The 18829-nt window shown below is 40.2% G+C and carries 17 protein-coding genes and 1 other annotated feature; of the genes, 2 read left to right on the forward strand and 15 right to left on the reverse strand.

Features of this window, described 5'->3' with window-relative positions:
* Positions 1–3 precede the first annotated feature (3 nt).
* From NSQ49_RS05650 to NSQ49_RS05660, 3 genes are all read right to left on the reverse strand, one after another.
* Positions 4–921: an ABC transporter permease gene (locus tag NSQ49_RS05650; RefSeq protein WP_396398259.1), complete on the reverse strand. Its 918-nt coding sequence runs from the start codon at positions 919–921 to the stop codon at positions 4–6.
* The gene (locus NSQ49_RS05655; protein ID WP_251283068.1) at positions 921–1856 is read right to left on the reverse strand and encodes an ABC transporter permease; all 936 of its coding nucleotides are present in this window, start codon (positions 1854–1856) and stop codon (positions 921–923) included. Before NSQ49_RS05655 ends, NSQ49_RS05650 begins: the two co-directional genes overlap by 1 nt.
* A gap of 94 nt (positions 1857–1950) precedes the next feature.
* A complete protein-coding gene (locus NSQ49_RS05660) occupies positions 1951–3597 on the reverse strand; it encodes a peptide ABC transporter substrate-binding protein (RefSeq protein ID WP_251283067.1) in 1647 nt (548 codons plus the stop codon).
* A 613-nt stretch (positions 3598–4210) separates the two neighbouring features.
* Positions 4211–4429 (forward strand) — a binding site (T-box leader).
* A 111-nt stretch (positions 4430–4540) separates the two neighbouring features.
* Between NSQ49_RS05660 and trpS the strand changes: the two genes are divergently transcribed.
* Positions 4541–5530, forward strand: coding sequence for a tryptophan--tRNA ligase (trpS, locus tag NSQ49_RS05665; RefSeq protein WP_159868773.1), 990 nt, complete (start codon positions 4541–4543; stop codon positions 5528–5530).
* A 25-nt stretch (positions 5531–5555) separates the two neighbouring features.
* Here the strand turns inward: trpS and NSQ49_RS05670 are convergent, their stop codons facing one another.
* The 9 genes from NSQ49_RS05670 to NSQ49_RS05710 all read right to left on the reverse strand — a co-directional run bounded on the left by NSQ49_RS05670 (position 5556) and on the right by NSQ49_RS05710 (position 15882).
* Positions 5556–6302, reverse strand: coding sequence for a YjbA family protein (locus NSQ49_RS05670; protein ID WP_159868776.1), 747 nt, complete (start codon positions 6300–6302; stop codon positions 5556–5558).
* A 504-nt stretch (positions 6303–6806) separates the two neighbouring features.
* Positions 6807–7727 (reverse strand): oligopeptide ABC transporter permease, encoded by a 921-nt coding sequence (gene opp4C / locus NSQ49_RS05675; RefSeq protein WP_159868779.1) that lies wholly within the window; start codon positions 7725–7727, stop codon positions 6807–6809.
* Between the two features lie 12 nt (positions 7728–7739).
* Positions 7740–8705, reverse strand: coding sequence for an oligopeptide ABC transporter permease (opp4B, locus tag NSQ49_RS05680; RefSeq protein WP_159868782.1), 966 nt, complete (start codon positions 8703–8705; stop codon positions 7740–7742).
* 97 nt (positions 8706–8802) lie between these two features.
* Positions 8803–10533 (reverse strand): oligopeptide ABC transporter substrate-binding protein, encoded by a 1731-nt coding sequence (gene opp4A, locus NSQ49_RS05685; protein WP_251283066.1) that lies wholly within the window; start codon positions 10531–10533, stop codon positions 8803–8805.
* A gap of 36 nt (positions 10534–10569) precedes the next feature.
* Positions 10570–11586 (reverse strand): ABC transporter ATP-binding protein, encoded by a 1017-nt coding sequence (locus NSQ49_RS05690; protein WP_251283065.1) that lies wholly within the window; start codon positions 11584–11586, stop codon positions 10570–10572.
* Entirely contained in the window at positions 11586–12611 is a 1026-nt protein-coding gene (locus NSQ49_RS05695) for an ABC transporter ATP-binding protein (RefSeq protein ID WP_251283064.1), read from the reverse strand. The genes NSQ49_RS05690 and NSQ49_RS05695 overlap by 1 nt, the downstream gene beginning before the upstream one ends.
* Before the next feature lie 172 nt (positions 12612–12783).
* A complete protein-coding gene (locus NSQ49_RS05700) occupies positions 12784–13425 on the reverse strand; it encodes a DUF2268 domain-containing putative Zn-dependent protease (protein WP_159868794.1) in 642 nt (213 codons plus the stop codon).
* A gap of 239 nt (positions 13426–13664) precedes the next feature.
* Complete coding sequence (fabF, locus tag NSQ49_RS05705) at positions 13665–14903, reverse strand: beta-ketoacyl-ACP synthase II (RefSeq protein ID WP_251283062.1); 1239 nt, start codon at positions 14901–14903, stop codon at positions 13665–13667.
* A 46-nt stretch (positions 14904–14949) separates the two neighbouring features.
* Positions 14950–15882: a beta-ketoacyl-ACP synthase III gene (locus NSQ49_RS05710; protein WP_251283061.1), complete on the reverse strand. Its 933-nt coding sequence runs from the start codon at positions 15880–15882 to the stop codon at positions 14950–14952.
* 212 nt (positions 15883–16094) lie between these two features.
* Here NSQ49_RS05710 and NSQ49_RS05715 point away from each other — a divergent pair, with 212 nt between their 5' ends.
* Positions 16095–16487: a hypothetical protein gene (locus NSQ49_RS05715; RefSeq protein ID WP_251283060.1), complete on the forward strand. Its 393-nt coding sequence runs from the start codon at positions 16095–16097 to the stop codon at positions 16485–16487.
* A gap of 201 nt (positions 16488–16688) precedes the next feature.
* On the opposite strand, the gene NSQ49_RS05720 is transcribed toward NSQ49_RS05715, so the two are convergent.
* The 3 genes from NSQ49_RS05720 to NSQ49_RS05730 form a co-directional block, all read right to left on the reverse strand.
* Entirely contained in the window at positions 16689–16877 is a 189-nt protein-coding gene (locus NSQ49_RS05720) for a ComZ family protein (RefSeq protein ID WP_159868806.1), read from the reverse strand.
* A gap of 29 nt (positions 16878–16906) precedes the next feature.
* Positions 16907–17863, reverse strand: a complete 957-nt coding sequence (locus NSQ49_RS05725; protein ID WP_159868809.1) for a BMP family ABC transporter substrate-binding protein — start codon at positions 17861–17863, stop codon at positions 16907–16909.
* 109 nt (positions 17864–17972) lie between these two features.
* Entirely contained in the window at positions 17973–18800 is an 828-nt protein-coding gene (locus tag NSQ49_RS05730; protein ID WP_251283059.1) for a hypothetical protein, read from the reverse strand.
* Positions 18801–18829: the final 29 nt, after the last annotated feature.

Below are 18829 nucleotides of genomic sequence, written 5' to 3' on the forward strand. Positions count from 1 at the left end.
TCCTTATTTACGCATTCTAGGATCTAGAGCATCACGCAAACCGTCGCCAACCACGTTAAATGCAAAGATCGTTAAGCAGATAAATATTGCAGGGAAGAATAAGCGCCATGGGTAGTAACGCATAGCCGCAAGTCCATCATTAGCCATCGTTCCCCAGCTCGCAATCGGCGGTGTTAATCCCAGACCAATAAAGCTTAGGAATGCTTCTGTAAAAATGGCCGAAGGGATTGTAAGAGTCATTGTGACTAAAATAGGTCCCATTGAATTTGGAATTAAGTGTTTACCCATAATCCTGCTTGTATTGGCACCAAGCGTTTTGGCAGCCAGGACATATTCCTGATTTTTAAGAGATAACACCTGTCCACGGACGATACGCGACATATTGATCCACCCAGTGATGGACATGGCAATAATCATAGTCGACAATCCCTGCCCAAGTACAACCATTAACAAGATTACTAATAATAGATAAGGTACACCATATAAAATATCGGCAAAGCGCATCATACCTTCATCTGTGCGTCCGCCTTTATAACCGGCAATACCGCCCCAAAGTACACCAATAATCAAATCAATTACTGCTGCAGCAACTCCAATGAAAATAGAAATTCTTGCACCTTCCCAAGTACGGGCAAACATATCGCGGCCAAGATCATCCGTACCAAACCAGTGTTCTGATGAAGGTGGCTGATTTTTATTTCCAAGATCATTTGATGCATAATCATATGGAGTCATATATGGTCCAAAGATTGCCATGAAGATCAGCAGAGCTAATAATACTAATCCAAACAGGGCAAGCTTGTTTTTTCGAAATCGGATAAATACATCTTTCCAAAATGAAAGACTTGGTTTTGAAATTTTCTCAGCTTCGCCGAGCTGTGTCCCGACTATCTTAAATTTATCTTTCGAAATCTGCATAATTACTCTCCTTTCTTCCCGCCGGCAAGTTTGATGCGTGGGTCGATGATTCCGTATGCAATGTCAACAAGGAGAATAGATACAAGCAACAGAATACTGTAGAAAACGGTTACACCCATAATTACCGTATAGTCACGATTGTTGATACTAGTTACAAAGTGTGCACCAAGTCCAGGAATCCCGAAAATTCTTTCAATTACGAAGCTTCCTGTTAATATACCTGCAGTTAATGGCCCCATATATGTTACCACTGGTAATAGGGCATTACGGATTGCATGTTTTACAGTAATTACTCCCCTGCTTAAACCTTTTGATTTAGCAGTCTTAATATAATCATTCGCCAGAACTTCAAGCATGCTTGAACGGGTTAACCTCGCGATAAACGCCATTGGTGTTGAAGCCAACGCAATGGCTGGCAGGACGCTGTGCATGAAAGATTCCCAACGTGCTACAGGAAAGATACCCATTTTTATTGCCAGGAAATATTGCAGGAATGACGCCATGATAAAAGAAGGTACAGAGATGCCTAATACAGCTACAATCATAGCTGTGTAATCCGGCCATCTATTGTGTTTTAATGCTGCAACAATTCCTAAAAGAACTCCTACTGCAACGGCAATAAAGATGGCTTCCATCCCAAGAAGAAATGAGACAGGGAAACCTTCATTGATTAAGTCGTTAACAGTCTGGCTTTTATATTTAAAAGACGGGCCGAAATCCCAATTTACTATACGAACAAGATATTCCCAATATTGTGCATACCAAGGCTTGTCCAAGCCAAAATGAGCATTCAGGTTAGCTTCAATTTCGGGAGGAAGTTTTTTCTCAGATGCAAAAGGGTTTCCGGGTGCAATGCGCATAAAGAAAAATGTTGCTGTTACAATCATCCATAGTGACAGGATCATGTAGAGCAAGCGTTTTCCAATATATTTCGCCATTGTCAAACACCTCCATTTTATTACAATGCCTTAATCAGAAACGAAGGTATATGGGATTGAGAATCCCATATACCTTTCGTAAAGTTAGCTATTTTTATTCGAAGTGTGCCCACTTATACTGGACATCACCTAGACCGGATACTGCAACATCTTTTAGGTTCTCAGCCTGTACCCAGTTGTTAGTATAGAAATAGACTGGAGCTACTGGCATATCTTCCATGAAGATTGCTTCAGCATCTTTCAGTAACTGCTGGCGCGCTTCAGGGTCAGTTTCTGTTGCAGATTTAGCAAGCAGATCCTGGAACTCTTTGCTTTCCCATCCAGTATTGTTGTTTCCGCCATCAGCGTCACGGTACATTTCTAAGAAGTTGATTGCATCATTAAAGTCACCCAACCAGCCCATACGTGCTACTTGGTAATCCATTTGGTTTACGTTATCAAGGAATACGTTCCATTCAGCGTTATCAAGTGTTACTTCAACACCTAGATTTTGCTTCCACATATCCTGGATTGCCTGTGCAATCTTTTGGTGCGCCTCAGAAGTGTTATAAGAAAGAGTTACAGCTGGAAGTTCAGATGCATCTTTCATTCCAAGTTCTTCAAGACCTTTTTGTAAATATTCTTTAGCTTTTTCTACATCATTATCAGGGAAATAACCCTTTTCGTTTTCTTCAAACATTGATGGTGGAACAATTGCCATTGCAGGAAGCTGCTCACCCTGAAGGATGTTATCAATAAGCTCCTGACGGTTGATAGCATGTGCAAATGCCTTACGGATATTGACATTATTAAATGGTTCTACAGTTGTATTAAACTTGTAATTGTAAATACCTGCGATTGGTTGAGTAACTAAGCGGCCTTCCTCTTTAAGAGCCTGCATAGCGTCAGTTGGAAGGGCACCTGTTGGAGCTCCAGCCCAATCTAGTTCGCCGTTATCAAACATAGATAATTCAGTGTTAGGATCATTGATCATAATCATTTCAATGCTGTCCAGCTTAACTGTTTCAGCATCCCAATATGTTTCGCTCTTTTCAAGAACAATCTTGTCACTGTGAGCCCATTCAACTAAATGGAAAGGACCGTTAGTAGTGAAATTATCACCAGCGTCTGTTGCCCAATCTGGGTTAGCTTCAGCAATCTTGCTGTTAACTGGAAGATAAGTATAGAAAGCAGTTAATTCTTCAAAATATGGTGTTGGGTTTACTAATTTAACTTCTAAAGTTTTTTCATCGACAGCTTTAACACCAACAGCATCCTTTTCACCTTTGCCTGAGTTGAATGCTTCTGCACCTTCGATGTAGTAAAGCTGGTATGCATAAGTTGAGTTATTTGCAGGATCTAATGCCCATTTCCAAGCATATTCAAAGTCATTAGCGGTTACAGGATCACCATTTGACCATTCCGCATCGCGAATTGTGAATGTATAAGTTTTTCCGTCTTCAGAGACTTTAATGTCTTCTGCCATTGCTTTTTCAGGCTTACCATCTTGATTGATGCGAGTAAGACCTTCTAAAACGTTACGAAGTACAGTTCCAGAAGTTGAATCTTCTGCAAGTCCTGGATTTAAAGATGGTGGTTCAGTGTTGATATTTACTCTTAGCTCCTGCGGCACATCAGACTTTCCGCTGTCATCTCCGCCTTTTTTGTCGCCGTCAGCATTGTCTCCGCCGCCGCTGCACGCAGCAAGGAACATACTTAGCACAAGCAACATGCTAAAAAAGATCGATAATCTTTTGTTCACGGTATTAACCCCCTATTAATTTCCTCAAACAGTCTCTTTACCATTTGCCTATCATAAAAAACACAACTGTGCGCTCCAGATATATTGCTTAAATAGTCTGTTAATTAAATTTAAAAAATTTGCAGACTATTTAAAAGGCAACAAAAAAAGCAAGTTTATATTCTCTTAAAGATAGATTATCCCTATATTCTGATAATTCAGATTAAAAAGAGTAATCTATAATATGTAAGCAATAAACTTACTCAATATGCACTATATTCCTGAAACCTAGAGTGATATAGTTTTGTTTTAAATGTAACAAATTCGTAAAGATTATGTTTGTTACGTTTATTATAAATAGTTTAAAAACTTATTGCAAGTGGCTTTTTGTACGTGCAATCCGCTCTGGTATGACATTTTTCGTCAAAAAGTCTTATAAATTAAGATTTTTGCGATAATAAAAAAATTTTTCTTTTTAATATATTTTACTATTTTACTAGGAGTTTCCACCCACATTTTGGTAAAATGCATTCTCAAAACAATGTAGATGAATGACCTTTAATTGCTTTTTATTTACTTGCTTTTTGTATCCGGATAGTTTATTTTATTATATAATAAAATTAAATTAAATTATTTGTCGGCGATGAAAAAAGAGTAGTACATTTACCGAGGGTTCAGCAGAGAGCCTGTGGAAGGTGCAAACAGGCAGCCCGGTAGATCGAATGGACTTTTGAGCCTCTGAATTTCTCAGGCGCTTCCCTGCGTTATCGGGGACCTATGCATTTTCTGCATAGGGCAGAGTGACTCAGTATTTGAGTAATTAGGGTGGCAACGCGGACCATTCGTCCCTATTTTATAGGGATGAATGGTTCTTTTTTATGCTTTTTTATGATTACAGGAAGCATTCCCATCCTTCAGCGCCTGACTGCTCATGAATTTTTGTGCCGATTAAAGGAGGAAAAACATGAAAACTATATTTTCCGGCATCCAGCCAAGCGGTACTATTACCCTAGGCAATTACATTGGTGCCATGAAACAATTTGTTGAACTGCAGAATGACTACAACTGTTATTTTTGTATTGTTGATCAGCACGCAATTACTGTTCCGCAGGACAGACTGGAATTGAGAAGGAACATTCGAAGTCTTGCTGCCTTATATTTGGCTGTTGGAATCGATCCTGATAAATCCACCCTATTCATTCAGTCGGAAGTTCCAGCCCATGCCCAGGCAGGCTGGATGATGCAATGTGTTTCTTACATCGGTGAACTTGAGCGCATGACTCAATTCAAAGACAAATCAGAAGGCAAGGATGCGGTTTCTGCAGGATTGCTGACCTATCCTCCTTTGATGGCTGCAGATATCCTTCTATATAATACTGACTTGGTTCCGGTTGGAGAGGATCAAAAACAGCACCTGGAATTAACCCGTGATCTTGCTGAAAGATTCAATAAAAAGTACAATGATATTTTCACTATTCCAGATGTAAGAATCGCCCAGGAAGGTGCAAGGGTAATGTCACTTCAGGATCCATTAAAGAAGATGAGCAAATCTGATCTCAATAAAAAGGCGTTTATTTCTTTATTAGATGACCCAAAACAAATCGAAAAGAAAATAAAAAGCGCCGTAACAGATTCTGAAGGCATTGTTAAGTATGATAAGGAAAACAAACCAGGAGTATCAAATCTCCTTTCCATTAATTCAATCCTTTCAGGGAAAACTATTGCGGAAATCGAAAGAGAATACGAAGGCAAAGGATACGGGGATTTTAAAGCCGGCCTGTCTGATATTATTATTGGGGCACTTAAGCCTATTCAGGATAGATATTATGCGCTAATGGAATCAGAAGAACTTGATCTTGTACTTGATCAAGGAGCAGAAAAAGCTAATAGAGCCGCAAATAAAATGATTAAAAAAATGGAAAACGCCATGGGACTTGGCCGAAAAAGAAAATAAAAAAAACAGCCTCGGGCTGTTTTTTTTAATTTACTTTTGGACCATGCTCCATTTCCCACAACTTCTCGAAAAATGGCTGTCCTTTAATTAAATTTTCACAGAACTTTTCATGTTTACTTGACCAGCCGTATTTACTTTCATCAAATAATTCATACCAGGCTTCCTCAAAATTCATTGATTGGATTTTCTTATAGCGCTCAGGACTCCACTCCGTATACCAATAACGGATTTCAGCATCATTTTTAGAGGAATGAAGCTGGTCCAGCGCCATAAACAGCAGCTGTTTAAGCTGCCTTTCTTTCCTTGTCAAACCTGCCATCAAATCCGGAGACGGGGAAAGAATATGGAATTCCTTCAAAGCGGTTTGATCATTAAAAGAGTAATTTGCCGTTTCCTGATTTTCAAGCATTTCATATGCAAGCTGCTCCTGCCTTGGTATTAGCCTGCTTTTTCTGATAGGGATGTTGTAGCCGATTGTATCTACAGCCAATATGCCTGTCCCATCTGATACAACAAAACAATATTCCAATTGAATGCGTTCATGATTTTTCCTTAAGTAAGCTTTTTGATAAATGTCATCCAGCAGTTGTTGTGGCAGCTCAGAAAGATCATTTTCGATGTAATTAAAAAGCACCGGGTCAATCTTCAGCAGAGGGACCTGATCTAGCAGTTCTACACCATCATCTTTTCTCCATTCATGAAAATGGCATACATTGTATCCATTTTCTTCTCCTTCAAACCAATTCACCCAAACATCATGAAGATACAACATTTTTCAACCCCCACTTCAACAAACTATTTGTCACTCAGTATGGGCATCAAGCAGTAAATTTATTCCTATATTGCACTTGCAATCCATTTTTTGTAATAACCATTCTTTATAATTAATGAAATGCCCTTTATTCACCCTCGTTTGAATGGGGTATATAAATGCTCATGGTTATAATAATGATTCCGGCCGGAAGCAAATAGCATTCTGGACGATGGGTGATAAAATTTATATATTCTTTGAATGTATGTCCAGTTGTAAGCAGGTTTAAATACCCTATGACACTGACTCCTCCTGAAACAGCGACTCCAAACCCTGTTAGAAGCCAAAATGCCCTAAATAACATGTTCTTTTCTATACTTGTGAGTCATAAAAGTTTTTACTGCTGCCATAAACACACTCCCAGTCCCTGTTTTTACAAGTATATGAAAGCATTTGTTTGGATATGTACAAGCTATAGGCCTGAAAACAACAAAAAACGCCTGAATACAGGCGTTTTTTGTTATCTTATCTGTTTGATTTAGGATTGAAAGCATCTTTTAAGCCTTCTCCAATGAAGTTGATAGACAGGATGGTTAATGTAAGAATCGCAGCAGGCGGGATCCATATCCACCATTTACTTGTTAAAACATCCGGGCTCCTTGCTTCCTGAAGCATGTTCCCCCAAGTTGGAATGTTAATTGGTACACCAAAACCGAGGAAGCTTAAGCCAGTCTCAGCTACAATCATCGCAGCCAGAGTAATCGTTGCCTGAACAATAATGGTCGACATGACATTAGGCAGCAAGTGTTTAAAAATAGTTTTTGGTGCTGAGCATCCAATGGATACCGCACTCATTATATATTCATTTTCCTTCTCAGCCATTACCTTGCTTCGTACCAGACGTGCTGTTCCTGTCCAGCTAAGTACACTTATTACAAAAATGAGTGTTCCTGTACTGGATTCAATAAAAATGGATTTTAATACGATAACAAATAGCAGGAATGGAAAATTCATCATAAAGTCTGTGAATCTCATCAGAGCATTATCGACCCAGCCCCCAAAATATCCGGCAGCAGCACCAACAATAGTACCAATGGTAATAACAGAGAGCGTGATAGAGAATGCCAGCAGGAGTGATGTCTTACCGCCGTGCAGTGTTCTGGCAAAGACATCTCGGCCAGACTTGTCTGTGCCAAAGTAGTGATCTGCGGATGGTTCTTTGCTCATCTGTGTTAAATTAATCTTCGCTGTCTCCTCCACCGGCATAGACAGCGGCTCTGCCAATATGGACATTACACAGACGATCAGCAGGAAAACAAGACTGATCATCGCAGCTTTATTGCGCAAAAACTTGCGGCGGGCGAGAGCCCATGGTGATTGACTCTTCGGAGGTTTAACAGGCTCTGCTAAACCAGGCGAAGTTTGCTGTGAAATTGATGGTTCCATACTCTCACCTACCTAACTTAAACGAATACGCGGATCTACTAATCCATATAGTAAATCAGCAATTAAATTTCCAATGAGCGTTAAAATAGTCAGCATCATGGCAATAGCCATCATGACTGAATAATCCCGTGAATTAACTGATTCTACGAATAAATAACCGATGCCAGGGTATGTGAAAATGGTTTCTGTAATAATTGCCCCTCCAAATAGGTTGGCAATATCGAATCCAAGTAAAGTAACAATAGGTATGATTGAGTTTCTTAGAATGTGCTTATTATAAATCGCAGATTCTTTCGTACCTTTCGCTCTTGCTGTACGAACATAATCCTTGCGAGAGCTTTCGATCATATCATTTCTCAGGAACTGTGTATAAGCGGCTGTAGCCATGGCTCCCAGGACAATAGCCGGCAATACTGTATGTTTTGCTTTACTTAAGTAATATTCCAGTGTTCCTGCTTCTACTCCGCTGCCGATACTTCCACTGGCAGGAACCCATCCAAGATTGATGGCAAAGACATAAATGGCAACCAAAGCTGCAACAAAGCTAGGTATTGCAAGTGCTAAATAGTTAAAAGCTGATATTAAATAATCCCCTATACTATAGGCAAACCGCCCGGAGTACCTTCCCATTAAAAAAGCTAAAAAATAAGTGATTAATAGAGCTGATATTCCTAAAATAATCGTGTTCGGCAAACGGTCACCAATTAGCTCCATAACCGGACGCTTATGAACAAATGAATCTCCAAAATCTCCTTGGACCACACCACTCATCCAGCGGACATACTGTACAGGAATAGGATCGTTCAATCCCATCTGCTCACGCATTTCTTCAATATACTCCGGATCTGAGTTTAATGGGTCAATTTTTCCAGACAGTGCATCACCGGGCATAAGCTTTGCCAGGGTGAAAACCACTACTGAGATAAGGAAAATTATTGGAATCATACCTATGAGTCGTCGAATCGTGTACTGTAGCATTTCCATTCCCCTTACCAAACAAAGATTTATTCGCTGGTTAAACTTGTATTCCTTGGAGGAGCAGCTCCACCAAGGAATACAGGTTCCTTTTATTCTATTACTCTACAATGTGCCACTTGTGGAACTCATCAGTTCCAAATGGTGTAACTTTAACTCCGCCCACACGCTTGTTGATCGCCCATGGATCTACACGCTGTTCGAAGAAAATGATTGGCAATTCTTCGTTAACAAGCTTTTGCCATTCGTTATAGACTTCCTTACGGTGTTCAGTAACATCTTTGCTTGAGTCTTCAGGGAATGATACACCTTTTTTGATTAGAGCGTCAGACTCTTCGCTATACCATCTCCACATGTTCCATTTGTCAGTAGACAGCCAGATGCCTGCTGGATCCGGGTCGTTAGCAAGTCCCCATGCACCCATGAATGTTTCAACAGATGGGTCATCTGCTTCGATAGTGTCATAGAACAGGTTGAAGTCTTTTAATGAACCGCCGTTAAGCTTTGCATTTAAGCCAACTTCCTGCCAGGATTGAAGGATGAATTGTGCACGCGCTTCTGAAGTTTCAGCACCAGCCATTGCATCAAAGTTGATTGTGAATGGCTTTCCTTCTGGATCTTCACGGAAGCCGTCGCCGTCTTTATCAACATAGCCTGCTTCGTCAAGTAATTTCTTTGCTTTTTCCGGATCATATTCGTACTGATTGATTTCTGAATCGTCAATCTTAGCCCATGATACTGAAGGGAAAGGAGTGTTTAATGGTTTACCTAAGCCGTTTGCAAAACCATCGATAAATGCCTGACGGTCAATGGCATGTGCCATTGCATGGCGAAGGGATTTGTTCTGGAATTTCTTGTTATCAGATACTACTACGCCTTTTTTAGTGTCATAGTGACCCCAGTCAAAAGCAATGTAGCTGTAGGACATAGCATCTGCTTCAACAGGATTTACATTATCAAGGGCTTTAATAGCTTCCCACTGATCTTTCGGAGCTTCAATTACATCGATTTCTCCGTTTTGCACTAAACCTTGCGCCAGGGAACCATCAATGATTTTGTAAACCACACCATCCAATTTGGCTGGTCCCTGCCAGTAATCATCAAAACGCTCAAATTCGATCATTTCACCAGGTACGATATTTTTCACTTTAAAAGGACCTACACCGATTGGAGCTTTACGGATTTGATCGGCGTCCGGAAGTTCTTTAGAAGAAATATCTCCATAGTAGTGTTTTGGCTCAGGGTAAACCCAAATATTTTCCAATAAGTTAACAGAAGGTTCAGTTACTGTTACCTCAATAGTATAATCGTCTACTACTTTGATACCTTCAATTTTGTCAGCTTTTCCGTCTTTATATTCTTGAGCACCTTTGATCATTGCAACGTTAGCAAAACGCGCACCCTCATACGTTGGATCTGCAATTAAATACCATGCAAATTCCATATCCTCTGCTGTTAATTCTTCACCATCATGCCATTTAACTCCCTGCTTAAGTTTGAAAGTTAATTTAGTATTGTCTTCAGACAGCTCATAGTCTGCCAAATTCGGCTCGGAAATAAGCTCATCATTTACTTTAAGTAAACCTTCATGTATAAACTGAAGGGCATTTGCATCATCTTCACCTTCATAATAAGCATATGATAAAACGCCTTTGAATGGCTGTGTGTAACCGAAAGTTACTGTGCCGCCTTCTTTTACTTCTCCAGATGCTTTCCCATCATCTTTATTTTCCTTGTCAGTGCTGGCTTTCTCTCCGCCGCCAGAACATGCTGCAAGGAATACAGACATGACAAGCAGAAGTGAAAGCAGCCAAAATGCTGATTTCTTCATTGTTTTCCCCCCGAAAAGTATTTTTTTGATAAAGCCCTATTTATATAAGTGACAAGCTACCCTATGCCCAGGCTTCACCTCCTTTAATTGCGGTTTAACACTTTGGCACTCCGGCATTGCATGTGCGCAGCGCGGGTGGAAAGTACATCCTTTTGGAGGATCAATCGGGCTTGGGACATCGCCCTCTAAAATAATTCTTTCTTTTTTCTTGCGAGGATCCGGCTCAGGAATCGCAGAGATCAGAGCCTGAGTATAAGGATGCAGAGGCTCTGCATAGAGACTGTCCTTTTCAGCGACTTCTACAAGGCCTCCCAGATACATAACACCTATCCGGTCACTCATATGTTTAACAACACTTAAATCATGGGCAATAAATAAGAAAGTAAGATCAAATTCATCCTGCAGCTCTTTCAAAAGGTTCAATACCTGTGATTGGACTGATACGTCAAGGGCAGAAACAGGTTCATCCGCAATGATAAGCTTAGGCCTTAAAGCCAGTGCTCTTGCAATTCCGATACGCTGTCTTTGTCCCCCGGAAAACTCATGCGGATATTTATAGTAAGCATCTTCAGGAAGTCCAACCTTTCCGAGAAGATCCATCACTTCCGGTTTCAGTTCCTTTTCGGATTTACTGCTGTAATTTCTGATTGGCTCTGACACAAGGTGTCCAACCATCATCGTCGGATTTAATGATGCATATGGGTCCTGGAACACCATTTGGAAGTCCTGGCGGATTTTCCTCAAGCTGGTCCCTCTTACATTTGTAATATCCTGTCCATCAAAGATTATTTGTCCATCTGTCGGTTCCAGAAGTCTTAGGATCGTTCGGCCAGCTGTTGATTTTCCGCAGCCTGACTCTCCAACCAGTCCTAATGTCTCCCCTTTCTTAATTTCAAAGGAAATATCATCGACAGCTTTAACAACAGCCACAGTCCTTCTAAGGATACCGCCTTTTATCGGATAGTAAGTTTTTAGGTTTTTAACTTCTAATAGTACATCACTGCGGCTTTTATCTTTTTTTAGAACAGCTGTATTATTATGCACTGTACTCATTATGCGTTCACCTCTTGTTTCGGCTGGCTTGTCTTGTAAAGCAGACAGGCAACCTCATGTCCTTCTTCATTTTCTGCCAGAAGAGGTGTAACTGTATGGCATTCCGGCATTGCCTTAGGGCATCGCGCTGCAAATTTGCAACCTGTTTTTGGCATGTTTTTTAATGAAGGCACAATCCCCTTTATAGTGCTTAGCTTTTCCACTTCTACATCCATTTTTGGTATAGCTCCCATAAGAAGCTGGGTATATGGATGCTTAGGATTGTGGAATAGGGAATCGACATCTGTCCGTTCAGCTATTTTCCCTGCATACATTACAATTACTTCATCGCACATCTCAGCCACAACACCCAGGTCATGGGTAATTAGAATGACTGACATATCATTTACTTCCTGTATTTCTTTTAAAAGTTCAAGAATTTGGGCTTGTACAGTAACATCCAGTGCCGTAGTCGGCTCATCAGCGATCAGCAGCTTCGGCTGGCAGGCAATGGCGATGGCAATCATGACCCTTTGCCTCATTCCGCCTGAAAGCTGATGCGGATATTCATCTACAATTTTTTCAGGCCTTGAGATCCCTACACTTTTTAGTAGTGCAATACTTTTTAACCGCGCTTCCCTTTTTGAGATCTTCATATGATTGAATAATACTTCCTGGAGCTGGAACCCGATCGAGAACACAGGATTTAAAGAAGTCATAGGTTCCTGGAAGATCATAGCGATATCCTTTCCCCTGATTTTATTAATCTCTGAATCTGTCATATTCTCCAGATGTACACCGTCAAAAATAATCTCGCCGTTACGGATTTTGCCAATGCCTTTAGGCAGGAGCTTCATAACAGAGAGGCTCATTACAGATTTTCCGCAGCCAGACTCTCCCACTATTCCAACGATTTGTCTGGACTTAACTCTAAAAGAAACATTATCTACTGCATTATAGTATGTACCATCTATGGAAAAGGCAGTTTCTAAATTCTTCACCTCTAGTAAAGGTGCGTCTTTAAGTTGACGGGGACTTGAGCTCATAGGAACACCTCTAACCTTTTTAATTATTCTGTTAATTCATTCTATTTGTCTAAAATATTATTACAAAGTTATTACAATTGCAAGATTTTTTTAAACTTTATTAATATTCATTATCGTTTTTCAAAAAAAAAGCCCACATTTTAGGACTTTAAAGTGTATATGAATTCAGTATCTATAAAGTTTGATCCACAAAAAATTCGGATGGAGCATTAAAAGATATTTTTGCAGTAAAATGTTTTTTCTCTCGGAATTCCCTTACAATCTCGTAGCCGGCAGCATAACCAACTAATGGAGGATATGGCCTCTCTCCATATAATATCTTTCGATGGAGCCTATTATTCTTTTTTAGTTGTAAGTTCGGTTTTATTAATTTTTCCCAGAAATCCCCGATTTCTTCTTTAGAATATCGGCTGCACCAAGATCCTCTAAACCTCTTGCCGCAGTTTATTTCTACTGCATTTTCGGCAAGCCCCTCCAATATGATGGAATCAAGAAGCGTGTATTCCTCCAGTTTTTTTTTCTGGGAGTTAATTCTGCAGACATGGTGATATTCATGCACAAATAAAGCCTCCAGTTCAGCTTCGTCTATATTAGAAGGGAGAAATAGAAACAGCATTTTTGCGAATGAAACTCCTGATTTGCCCGGCTGCCGTGAAAAAAGTCCGCCGCCTGCAGACGGGAAGATGTAAATATCACAATCTGGGCCTGCCCACATCCTCCTATATTTTACGTGAATCTTTTTCGCCAGATCCCACGCATTCTTCTTTTTAAGCTCCAGGAAATTATGCCTGCTGAACCGTGCAGGTGTATACATGCCGAAATCCGCCAGGTACTCGTATATTTTTTGGGGATTATCATCATTGAAGGGTCCGGTAAGTTTTTCACACATTTTAACCGGTTCATTAAAATCTTCCTCGAGCCATAAATCTGTTCTAACTATCCCATTTCCGCACCTCCCTTTACTCGATAATATGTAGATATAAGGAATTTGTTGATCAAAACAAAAAGCTGATTTAAGGAAAGGTTATTCCCTTAAATCAGCTTTTGTTATTTTTATTCATATTTTTTAAAGACAATTGTTGCATTGTGACCGCCAAAGCCCAGTGAATTGCTCATTGCAGCTTTGATTTCTTTTTCCCTTGCCTCATTTGGAACATAATCCAAATCACATTCAGGATCTGGGTTTTCGAGATTAATGGTCGGAGGCAGGATCCCTTCCTTCATTGCCAGAACTGTGAAAATGGCTTCAATTCCGCCTGCAGCTCCTAAAAGATGTCCTGTCATTGATTTAGTCGAGCTTACTGCCAATTTATAGGCATGCTCTCCGAACACCTCTTTAATTGCCAATGTTTCAAATTTGTCGTTATAATCGGTACTTGTTCCATGAGCATTTATATAATCGATATCATCCGGCTTTAAGCCGCCATCTTCAATAGCCATTTTCATGGCTCTTGCCCCGCCTTCTCCGCCTGGAGCAGGTGCAGTGATATGATATGCATCCCCGGTAGCACCATAGCCTACTATTTCTGCATAAATTTTTGCGCCGCGGGCAAGTGCATGTTCAAGTTCTTCAAGTACTACAATTCCCGCACCTTCTCCGATAACAAACCCGTCACGATTTTGATCAAATGGACGGCTTGCTGTTTTAGGATCCGGGTTTGTTGAAAGCGCGGTGTTCGCACAAAATCCTGCAACAGACATTTTTGTGATTGGCGCTTCTGCTCCGCCGGAAATCATCGCATCGGCATCGCCTCGCTGAATAACCTTAAAGGCATCACCAATTGAGTTTGTACCAGTGGCACATGCAGTCACTGTACAAGAGTTAAACCCTTTTGCACCTAAATAAATCGAAACTTGGCCGGTTGCCATGTCCGGTATCATCATTGGCACGAAGAACGGGCTGACTCTTCTGTATCCTCGCTTCATAAATGTTTCATATTGGTTCTCAAAGGTTTCCATTCCGCCGATGCCTGAACCTATCCAAACACCGATGCGGTGCGCATTATCATCTGTAATCTGAAGGTTTGCATCTTTAACTGCCATCATGGATGCAGCAACAGCGTAATGTGTGAAGCGGTCCATCTTTCTGGCATCTTTTTTATCAAAAAAATCTTCGGGATTAAAATCCTTTACTTCAGCAGCTACTTTAGCAGGGTACTCATCAGCATTCAATCTGGTCAGCGGTCCTACCCCTGAAATACCTGACTTAATATTATTCCATGTCGTTTCTGTATTATTTCCAAGCGGTGATACAGCTCCGATGCCTGTAACGACAACTCTTCTTTTATTCATATAATTGCAGCTCCTTATAAATAGTCATCCATATTAAATGGTGTTCTTATCTTCCCCAACGCATCGCAATGGCTCCCCAGGTTAGCCCTCCGCCAAAGCCGACCATCACAAGCAAATCACCATCTTTAATTTTACCAGCTTCCAGCTCTTCCACCAATGCAATTGGAATAGATGAAGCAGACGTATTTCCATATTTATCAACTGTTTTGGACATTTTTTCAACAGGGAGTTCCAATCTTTGACGGGAAGCCTCCATGATGCGGATATTCGCCTGATGAGGGATTAAAAAATCTACGTCTTCTTTGGATAATCCCGCTTTATCGAGTACGTTGATGCAACTCTCACCCATTTGACGAACTGCAAATTTGAATACTTCACGCCCGTTCATGATGATATATTCATCCTGGTATAGATGTTTTGCACCTGTGCCATCTGCTCCTAATTCAAATGATAATATTCCCCGGCCATCCGAGACTGGCCCAATAACAGCTGCACCTGCACCGTCTCCAAATAAAACCGCAGTATTACGGTCATTCCAGTCTGTAATTTTTGAAAGCTTTTCTACCCCTACTACTAAAACGTTTTTATAGGTTCCAGTTTCAATAAATTGTTTTGCCGTTATGATTCCATACATGAAACCTGCACATGCAGCACTAATATCCATTGCTGCCGCCTTACTTGCTTTTAATCGCTCCTGAAGCATGCAGGCAACAGATGGAAAGGGATTATCCGGTGTAACCGTTGCAACTAAAATCAGGTCTAACTCCTCTGCTTCAATGCCTGCATTATCCAATGCCTTAATTGCTGACTCATAGGCCATATCTGATGTTTCTACACTGTCATCTGCAATTCGTCTCTCTTCAATTCCAGTCCTTGTCCGGATCCATTCGTCAGAAGTATCAACTATTTTCTCCAAATCAGCATTTGTAACCACTTTTTCAGGAAGATATCTTCCGATTCCTATAATTCCAGCATTCATGGAGTCCCACACCCTTTTCAATTTTACTGTCCTTTATCCAGTCTCTATCTAAATTTAATATCAATTATTATGACTTGGTACTAATTTTATCAAATAAATATATACAAACGCAACACTTTTTACCTTTCCTTATGATTACTCCACAAATGTCTATACCCAGTGAATTTTTCTTCATATTCTGAAATATAGGCATCTGAAAGGAGGTAAATTGCATGCTTGATAAGGATGAAAAAGAGATGGGAAATACTGAAGACCCTTTAACACATTTTTTATTTGGAGGAAGAGTCAGGAAAAACCATCAGCAAGCTGAAAGCAATTTTGAATTGGACAGCGATGATGAAAAAAATCAGGGGAAAGACGACTGGCTTTTCGGAGGCAGAAGTAGAAATGCTCATGAAGCTGACGATTGGCTCCTTGGGGGAAAACGCAGAGAATTTAATGAAGGAGGTGAAAGTTCCGATAAAGATTATGCCAACAATATCCTGAACAACATAAACTTAGAGGAACTAATGGTCAGCATTGATACGATCATGACCTCAGCCCATCATTTAAAGCCATTGCTGAAAAAAGCCGGTCCTTTGCTGGAGATGTTTTGGAAGAAGTAGGGGCGGGATTATACCTTATACGCAGATTTTACTTTTTTAACAGGTACATTAACCGGCAGTCCCGGTATTCTTTATTTGTAATATTAAAATCATAAACCAGAAGTTTACTCGCTGATCTTCTTAGTTCAGCTCTCTCTTCTGTAAGATTTCCTATCTTAACGTCATAAATAGCAAAAACCAGCCAATAAGGCTGGTTTCCTATTATTCACTCCCATTTAACGCATCCGCTTTGCCCATTTCGTAGGCTTCGTTCATGACTTTTGTGAACAGGTTCATGAATGGCTGGATCATTTCCAGGGATAATTCGATGCCTGCTTCATCGAGCTGCTGTTTGGCTTCAGGCAGGTATTTCATGGCTATTTGCATGAATTCCATGTTTTTTTCGTTCATCTTGCTGTACCTCCTATGTATGGTAATTACTATTCAGGCAGTTTCCCTGTTTTTTTGTAATGCTCAATGGCAGCATTGAGTTCTTTTTTGAATTCTTCATCGACGTCAGGGCTGAATTTCCCAAGTGAAATTACATCATCCTCGAAATCAAATGTCAGATTTCCTGATTCCAGTTCACCCTCGTTAAATTTTTCTGCCACAAGTTCATATAAAACATCAACATGCTGAATTGTACTGGTCAGGACGACCGATTCACCCAGATCTGACTGGTCGGAAATATAGCCTATTGCGTACAGCCCTTCTTCTTTTAGCTTTTCGATGACAGGAACATTATACCCATCTCCTGCCGGATAGACAACATCTGTCTTATTGGCTATTAGCTTGTCCAGAAGAGCGATGGCTTTATCATCATTATCCCAGTTGCCGACATATTGGATCTGCACGTTTACGCTTTTATTAGTATAGTTTGCACCTTCATAAAAACCTTCTACTTCCGGCTGCCATTCAAAAGCCGCCAATATTCCTATATTATTCGTTTTCGTCATATGCCCTGCAACCATGCCTCCGAAGAAACCCATAGCGTATGCTTCAAAGTTCAAACTGGTGGTGTTTTCATTTTGAGCATCGCCATTAAAGCTGACGAATTGAATGTCAGGATATTTTTTTGAAATATTATTAAAGTATGCTGCGTATTCATTGCCATGTCCAAATATCAGGTTCACGCCTTTTTGGTCTAACTCTTTAACAGCTCTTTCAACAACCAGCTCTGAATTCATACCCTCTTTATAATAAACCTCAATATCATAATGGGATTGAATCTTCAGCATGCCTTTATAGCCTTTGGTCCCCCATACCTGGTCATTGACAGTATCGGGTACTAATAATCCAGCTTTCTCAAGTTTCCCTGCAGACATCGGCTGTCTGCAGGAGGCCAATAAAAGAAGGCACAAAAGAAGAATCCCTAATTTCTTTAATGTCTTATGCATCTTCTTTTTCTCCGCCTCTCTGTCTTTCACTTCATATCACCGGTTTAATTTACCAATCTAATTTAATTCTACCTTTTCTTTATGTTAAATGGAAAGATTTTTTTGCGATTTACAAGCCATCCGGGCTCTCTAATGAAATAAATTGTTTTCTTTGCTTTTCGAGACCATCGGAGATATTAATTGAACAATGAATCGTCCTTTCAGTTACTTTTCCGATTGCCAAATCGGGACTGCGCCCATTTTCATTATAGTCAATGGAGAGATAATCAGCGCATTTACGCCAGTGCCCTTTGATATTGCTTTTTAGCAGAAAGGACTCATCCGAATTCCTATCTGGACCACTTGACAAAAAAAGAATGAGGTCATCGATGAAAATCGCATCATGTATCCATTCTCTCTCACTTATTATTACTCTTTCTTTCGCTATAGATTGGTAAAAACTAAATTCCTTAGGCTGCCAGGGACCGTAAATGACAGGCAGGTAAAAGGAGGAAACGAAAATATCGTTTTCTTTCAGGACTTTAATAGCATCTTCCAGCCGGCTATGTGTTCTGCTCATGTCTTTAACCCACTGAATAGGGAACAGGAATGCAATTTTCACCTGAAGGGTTTGAAATAAAGCCAAGTTTTTCAAAAGAAATCCTTCTATAAGCTCCTTCTCCCTTAAAGCAGCAATCCCATTCCTAATATATAAGTCGTAAATATCTATAAATATTGTGTCACTTTTTTGTAATTCTGCTGATTTGATCCATTCATTATAGTTTATTTCATAAAAGTTGGCATTCCGTCCGATTGTCAGCCGTTTTTCGTGAGTTATAGCGTCATCATCTTCTTTGCCAAAATGAACTCCATCTATCTCGCAGCCCTGTTCCAGAAGATACTTGCACAGGCTGAACCCTATAAATTCAAATGTTCCTAAGATGACTGCCCTGTCCATCTTCACCCCTCCTCGGAAGCATATTACTG

The organism is Cytobacillus sp. FSL R5-0377, assembly GCF_038004385.1.
Classification (GTDB): domain Bacteria; phylum Bacillota; class Bacilli; order Bacillales; family Cytobacillaceae; genus Cytobacillus.

What these genes read in the sequence shown, in the direction of transcription:
- NSQ49_RS05655 (WP_251283068.1), bottom strand. Translation starts at nt 1,856, where the DNA reads ATGGCGAAATATATTGGAAAACGCTTGCTCTACATGATCCTGTCACTA.
- trpS (WP_159868773.1), top strand. Translation starts at nt 4,541, where the DNA reads ATGAAAACTATATTTTCCGGCATCCAGCCAAGCGGTACTATTACCCTA.
- NSQ49_RS05670 (WP_159868776.1), bottom strand. Translation starts at nt 6,302, where the DNA reads ATGTTGTATCTTCATGATGTTTGGGTGAATTGGTTTGAAGGAGAAGAA.
- opp4C (WP_159868779.1), bottom strand. Translation starts at nt 7,727, where the DNA reads ATGGAACCATCAATTTCACAGCAAACTTCGCCTGGTTTAGCAGAGCCT.
- opp4B (WP_159868782.1), bottom strand. Translation starts at nt 8,705, where the DNA reads ATGCTACAGTACACGATTCGACGACTCATAGGTATGATTCCAATAATT.
- opp4A (WP_251283066.1), bottom strand. Translation starts at nt 10,533, where the DNA reads ATGAAGAAATCAGCATTTTGGCTGCTTTCACTTCTGCTTGTCATGTCT.
- NSQ49_RS05690 (WP_251283065.1), bottom strand. Translation starts at nt 11,586, where the DNA reads ATGAGTACAGTGCATAATAATACAGCTGTTCTAAAAAAAGATAAAAGC.
- NSQ49_RS05695 (WP_251283064.1), bottom strand. Translation starts at nt 12,611, where the DNA reads ATGAGCTCAAGTCCCCGTCAACTTAAAGACGCACCTTTACTAGAGGTG.
- NSQ49_RS05700 (WP_159868794.1), bottom strand. Translation starts at nt 13,425, where the DNA reads ATGTATACACCTGCACGGTTCAGCAGGCATAATTTCCTGGAGCTTAAA.
- fabF (WP_251283062.1), bottom strand. Translation starts at nt 14,903, where the DNA reads ATGAATAAAAGAAGAGTTGTCGTTACAGGCATCGGAGCTGTATCACCG.
- NSQ49_RS05710 (WP_251283061.1), bottom strand. Translation starts at nt 15,882, where the DNA reads ATGAATGCTGGAATTATAGGAATCGGAAGATATCTTCCTGAAAAAGTG.
- NSQ49_RS05715 (WP_251283060.1), top strand. Translation starts at nt 16,095, where the DNA reads ATGCTTGATAAGGATGAAAAAGAGATGGGAAATACTGAAGACCCTTTA.
- NSQ49_RS05720 (WP_159868806.1), bottom strand. Translation starts at nt 16,877, where the DNA reads ATGAACGAAAAAAACATGGAATTCATGCAAATAGCCATGAAATACCTG.
- NSQ49_RS05725 (WP_159868809.1), bottom strand. Translation starts at nt 17,863, where the DNA reads ATGCATAAGACATTAAAGAAATTAGGGATTCTTCTTTTGTGCCTTCTT.
- NSQ49_RS05730 (WP_251283059.1), bottom strand. Translation starts at nt 18,800, where the DNA reads ATGGACAGGGCAGTCATCTTAGGAACATTTGAATTTATAGGGTTCAGC.